Annotated in this window: 3 protein-coding genes; 2 read left to right on the forward strand and 1 reads right to left on the reverse strand. The window is 67.8% G+C overall.

Annotation, left to right across the window (positions count from 1 at the left end; translation table 11 throughout):
- Window positions 1–4: 4 nt before the first annotated feature.
- Window positions 5–2,257, reverse strand: coding sequence for a RelA/SpoT family protein (locus DB30_RS27605; RefSeq protein WP_052554373.1), 2,253 nt, complete (start codon window positions 2,255–2,257; stop codon window positions 5–7).
- A 150-nt stretch (window positions 2,258–2,407) separates the two neighbouring features.
- Here DB30_RS27605 and DB30_RS27610 point away from each other — a divergent pair, with 150 nt between their 5' ends.
- Window positions 2,408–5,266: a tetratricopeptide repeat protein gene (locus tag DB30_RS27610; RefSeq protein WP_146660882.1), complete on the forward strand. Its 2,859-nt coding sequence runs from the start codon at window positions 2,408–2,410 to the stop codon at window positions 5,264–5,266.
- Window positions 5,263–6,024, forward strand: coding sequence for an MBL fold metallo-hydrolase (locus DB30_RS27615; RefSeq protein ID WP_052554381.1), 762 nt, complete (start codon window positions 5,263–5,265; stop codon window positions 6,022–6,024). The genes DB30_RS27610 and DB30_RS27615 overlap by 4 nt, the downstream gene beginning before the upstream one ends.
- The last annotated feature ends 25 nt before the right edge of the window (window positions 6,025–6,049 follow it).

The raw sequence follows: 6,049 nt of genomic DNA on the forward strand, positions 1-6,049 counted from the left end.
GGCCTCAGCCGGACACGCGGCGGGCCGTGATCACGACTGGCAGCCCCTCGAGTCGGCCCAGCGCGCGGACGATCTGGGTGGCCTGATCCACCTCGAGCTCGAGCGTGAGGGTTTGGGTGCCCGGACGCTTCTTGCTGCGCGAGCTGTGGGTCGCTCGCATGTTGATCCCCATGTTCGAGATCACGTCGGCGATATCGCGCAGGACCCCAGGTCGATCCACGACCTCGAGGCTGAGCTTGACCGGGTAGCGATGTCGGTGCTTGCGGCCCCAGTCGATCTCGACGATCCGCTCGGGCTCGGGGTTGTGCACGATGTTGGGGCAGTCGCGGCGGTGGATCATGATCCCGCGACCGCGGCTGACCCAGCCGAGCACGTCGTCGCCCGGCACCGGCGAGCAGCAGCGCGCGGGCTGACTCATGATGTTGCCAACGCCACCAAGCGAGACGCCGGCCGCGTCGCGCGGGGTCTCGCCGGTCTCCTGAACGACGGGTACCGGCTCCGGCTCCGGCTCGGGGCGCTGACGCTCGAGGATCTCGGCGGCGAGGCCCTGCGGGTTGAGATCGCCAAAGCCGATCGCCGCCAACAAGTCGTCGCCGGCCTTGAAGTCGTGGGCGACCGCGAGCTCGTCGAGGTTGGGCAGCTCGGGCTTGCCAACGCCAGCGCGGGCCAGCTCGCGCTCGAGCGCCTCGCGGCCGCTGGCGACGGCGGAGTCCCGATCTTGCTCGCGAAACCACGAGCGGATCTTTTGCTTGGCGCTGGCGGTGTGCAGGTAGCCAAGGTGCGGGCTGAGCCAGTCGCGGCTGGGCTCGGGGTGCTTCTTCTTGAGGATCTCGACGCGGTCGCCGGTCGTGAGCGTGTGGCTGAGCGGGACCATCACGCCGTTGACCTTGGCGCCGCGGGTTCGGTGGCCCACGCCCGTGTGGATCCGGTAGGCGAAGTCGAGCGGGGTCGCGCCCTCGGGCAGCGCGATCACATCGCCGCCAGGGGTGAACACGTGGACTTCGTCTTCAAACAGATCGGTCTTGAGCGCCTCGGCCAGCTCGCGGGGATCGACCAGCTCCTTTTGCCAGTCCACCAGCTGGCGCAGCAGGTTGAAGCGCTGGGACTTGCTGGCGTCGCGCTTGCCCTCTTTGTAGGCCCAGTGCGCCGCGACGCCGTACTCACCAAACAGGTGCATGTCGCGGGTGCGGATCTGGACCTCGAGCGGCCGGCCGCCGGGGCCCATGACCGCGGTGTGTAACGACCGGTAGCCGTTGGGTTTGGGGCGCGCGATGTAGTCGTCGAACTCGCCGGTGATCGGGGCCCACAGGCCATGGGCGAGGCCAAGCGCGGCGTAGCAGTCACGCTTGCCGATCGCCTCGTTGTCGGCCTCTATGATCACGCGGACGGCGGTCACGTCGTAGATCTCTTCGAAGCTGACCCGCTTGCGCCGCATCTTCTTGACGATGCTGTAGATGTGCTTGGGCCGGCCGTTGACCTCGGCGACGAGGCCGACCTGATCGAGCTCGAAGCGCAGGCCCTCGACGACCTCGTCGACGTGGCGCTGTCGCTCGTCGCGATGGGTATCGAGCTTGGCGGTGATGTCGGCGTAGACCTCGGGCTCGAGCTCGCGCAGGGCGAGATCTTCGAGCACCCACTTGAGCTGCCAGATGCCCAGGCGGTTGGCCAGCGGCGCGAACACCTCGCGGGTCTCGCTGGCGATCCGTCGGCGGGGCTCGGGGTCGGGCAGCAGGTGCAGCTCGCGGATGACCTCGAGCCGATCGCACAAGGTCACGAGCACGACCCGCACGTCGGCGGCCATGGCTACGAACATGGTCCGCAGCGACTCGGCCGACTCTTCGTCGAGGGCGTTCCAGTGGATCGCGGCGAGCCGCTCGACCGAGTCGATGAGGCCGCGGATCTCGACGCGCCGGTTGAGCTCGAGCTCGCTCATCAGACTGAGCAGGTCGGTCGGGCGTGAGTCCGCCGGGCCGGTCGCGCTGTCGCGTGCGCCGTCTAGACCCACCCCGATCAACGCGACCGCGCTGGCGATCAGCGTGGCCGGATCCAAGCGCAGCCCCGCGAGCGTCGCGGTGCGTCGCAGCGCGCGACCACAGCTGCGGTCATCGAGTTCGAGCCGCCGCTGCAACGCAGACTCGAGCACGTCGGTGAGCGCCTCGCCGTGGTGCTCGCGGCTCGTCGCGAGGATCTCCGCGACGATCGCAGCGGGCAGCTTGCTGGGCGGCTGGCGATCAGGCACCTCGTCGGGCTCCGACATCGGGCGGCAGTGTAGCAGCGGGGCCGGCCGTGGCCGATCCACCTTCGCCAAGACCCAGCCCGACCGATCGCCGTTTGACAGCGCTGCGCAGCGCCCACAGAATTTCCCGGCTGAGGGCGCGCTGTCTTGCGCTGCGGCACCGACCCCGACATGCAGATCCGACCGCGCACGCGTCTTCTCCTTCTGTCCCTCGCGATCACCGTTGGGTGCAAGACCTCACCCACGACCGAGCCCAACGCCAAAGACTTGGGCGGTGAACACGGTGAGGACGGCGGCGCGACCACGACGGGTGATGGAACCGAGATCGATCCAGACGCGCTGGCCAGCGGTGTCGACGCAGAGATTGAACAAGCGCCAGTCGAGGCCCGCGAACGCGAGAAGCCAGCCGCACCGCAGACCCGCGACGCCGCGCTGGTGGCGGTCGCTCACGGCAACCCCGACGGCGCCGTGAAGTTCTTGCTCGAGGAGCTGGGCAGCAAGACCAGCGATCACGAGGCCATGTTTGCGCTGGCCCGCGGGCAACGCTTGATCGGCCAGCTCGACGCGGCCGAGGCGACTGTCACCAAGGTCCACAAGTCGGCCAAGGACGCAGCGGTCAAGGCCAGCGCGCTGCGTCGGCTCGCGCAGCTTCGAATGGCCCGTGGTGACATCAAGGGCGCCGAGCAACACATCCGCGACGCCCGCAAGCTCGCCCCCAACGACATCTTGCTCAAAGGCGAGCTGGTGCGCCTGATGTTTCAGACCGGCCGCGCGCAAGAGGCCGAGGCGCGCGACCTCATCGACGAACTCTACGCGTCCTACAGCGACGGCACCGCCCAGAGCGCCGATCAACTGCTTGGCACCGCCTACGCGGGCCTGGCCGAGCGCGCGTTCAAGAGCGCCAGCCGGGTCCTGCAAGAGGCGGAGCGCGCTGCACCGCCCAGCAACGGGACCGAGCTTGGCGACGAGATCGCGATGGAGCTGACGGCGCTGTTCCTCGAGAAGTACAAGCCCAACGAGGCTGGCCAGACCCTCGCGCAGGTGCTCGAGCGTGATCCGTGGAACCCCGAGGCGCTCGCCAACATGGGCTGGGTCCACCTGGATCAGTTTGCGTTGGCGGCGGCCTCGCGGACCGCCGACGAGGCGCTGCAGGTCAACCCCGAGAACGCCGACGCCCACGCGGTGCTGGCTTGGGTCGCGCTGATCGAAGGGCACCGCGACGTCGCGCGAGCCCACATCGTCGATCACGTGATCAACGTCAACCCTTCGCACGCGGGCGGGCAGATCGTGCTGGCTGCGCTGGCGATCTTCGACCGCGACAAGCCGGCCTACGCCAAGGCCCGCGACGCCGCGCTGGCCTTCAACCCCCGCGACGGGCGGTTCTACTCGAAGCTGTCGGACCTGCTTGGGTACCTGCACCTCTACCCCGAGGCCGACGTCGTGCTGGTCGAGGGCGCCAAGCGGCTGCCCGATGATCCCTACATTCAGGGCGCGCTGGGTCTGTCAAAGTTGCGCTTGGGCGACGAGCTCGCCGGCCGCGAGGCGCTGGAGAAGGCCTGGAAGAAGGACAAGTACAACAATCGCACGCTCAACGTTCGCCAGCTCTACAGCGAGCGGATCGAGCCCCATTACGCGGAGCAGGTCACGGGTGATCTGACCTTGCGCTTGCCGGCAGAGTCGCAGGACATGCTCGCGCCAGGCTTGAACGCCGCGATCGTCCAGGCTCGCAAGGCGCTCGACAGCGGCTACGGCATCAAGATCAGCCCGCTGCGGATCGAGGCCTACGCCGATCCCGACGAGTTCTCGGTGCGCACGGTCGGGGTTCCCAGCCTTGGCGCGATCGGGGTCTGCTTTGGGCCAGTCATCACCTCGCTCGGCCCCTACACCGGCACGCACAATTTCAATCAGGTGATCTGGCACGAGATCGCCCACAGCTACGCGATCCAGCTCAGCGAAGGGCGGGTGCCGCGGTGGTTCACCGAGGGCCTGTCCGAGTGGGAGTCCGAGGTCGCGGATCCCTCATGGGCGCGCGAGAGCGCCGAGCTTCTGTTCGAGGCCCGACGCCACGACAAGCTGCGCAAGCTGTCCGAGCTCGAGCTCGCGTTCTTGCGAGCCGAGAGCCCGCTGATGATGGAGGTCGCCTACGCGACCGCGGCTTGGGCGATGCGGTATTTGGGTCAGACCTACGGGCGGCCCAAGATCGTCGCGCTGCTACAGGGCTACGCGACCGGCAAGTCAACCGACGAGCTGTTCAAGCAGATCCTCGGCAAGGATCTGACGACCGTCGAGGCCGAGTTCACCAAGTGGTTCGACAGCGAGCTCGATCGCAAGCTCTCGGGCTGGCGACCCAGTCAGGATCAAAAGGACGATCCCCGCGTGAAGTCGCTGATGAAGGCGATGGAGGTCGCGGCCGCCGGGGATCTAGACCAGGCCAAAGAGCTGCTCGAGAAGCTGATCGCCGCGAACGGGGACGGGTTCCACACCCGCACGACCCTGGCCGCCGTGCTCGAGCAAAAGGGTGACAAGAAGGGGGCGATCCAGCAGTACGAGAAAGCAGCGACGTTCGCGTTGGAGTCGCTCGATCCGTGGGTGGGGATCGCCAAGATCGCCCGCGAGCAAAAGGACATTCCGCTCGAGCTCGATCAGCTCGAGAAGATCATTGCGATCGACGCCATGAGCTTTGACGCGCCGCTGCGCATGCTGGTGTTGGCGACCGCGACCGGTGACGCTCGGATGTCGGCGGCGCTGGACCGGGTCAACGCGATCGCCCCGCTGTACCCGGCCGCGCTGGCTGCGAGCGCGCTGCGCTTGCACCGAGCCAAGGGCGACAAGAAGCTGATCCGCGCGATGCTGGACGAGGTCATGGTCACCGCGCTGCGGCCCGACGCGACCATGGACGTGCTGGTGATGGCTGCGATCGCAACCGACGAGATTGGGGATCCTCGCGTGAAGGATCTGGCCCCGCGGGCGCTGCACAGCGAAGAGCTACCGGACGCCATGCGCAAGCGCCTGAAGAAGCACGCGCCATGAACGAGCTCGTGTTTGTTGGCACCGGTGAGGCGCTGGACCCCGCGCTGCCGAACACTAGCTTGCTGGTTCGCGGGCCGCGGACGCTGCTGCTCGACTGTGGGTATGCGGTGCCCCACGCGTTTTGGCAGATCAGCCAAGACGTGAATTTGCTGGACGCCGTGTGGATTAGCCACGGCCACGCGGATCACTGCTTTGGGCTGCCGGCGCTGTTGCTGTGGATGCGGCTTGGCGGCCGTACGCGCGAGCTGACGATCTTGGGCGGGCCGGGGTCGCGGGGGCGGATTGGGATCATCTTGGAGCTGGGCTATCCGGGCAGCTACGCGGCCTCGAAGTGTTACCCGCTCTCGTTTGTGGAGCTCGAGCCTGGGGCAGTTGGTGAGTTTGGGCCAATGTCGCTGCGGATCGCCGCGAGCGCGCACTCGATCGTGAACCATGCGCTGCGGGTGGATACGCCGGGGCTGCGATCGGTGATGTACTCCGGGGACGGGGCGATCACGCCGGGGACGCGCGCGCTGGCGACCGGGGTCGATGTGCTGGTTCACGAGTGCTTCTTTGCCGCGCCGGGGGGGCAGCGCAAGCATGGCGACGTGGAAGGGTGCATGGCGCTGGCGCGAGAGGCGAGGGTGCAGACGCTGTCGTTGCTGCACTTCGCGGCCGAGGCCAAAGCCGAGATTCGTCAGCGGGTCGCGGAGCTCGATGATCGAGCCTTCGAGGTGTTGATGCCGGCGGTGGGGGATCGCGTCGGCTTGGATCTGTAGGATCATGGGTGGCCCGGTGGCGGGC

Origin of the sequence: Enhygromyxa salina (genome assembly GCF_000737335.2) — a bacterium.
In the GTDB taxonomy this organism is placed as follows: domain Bacteria; phylum Myxococcota_A; class Polyangia; order Nannocystales; family Nannocystaceae; genus Plesiocystis; species Plesiocystis salina_C.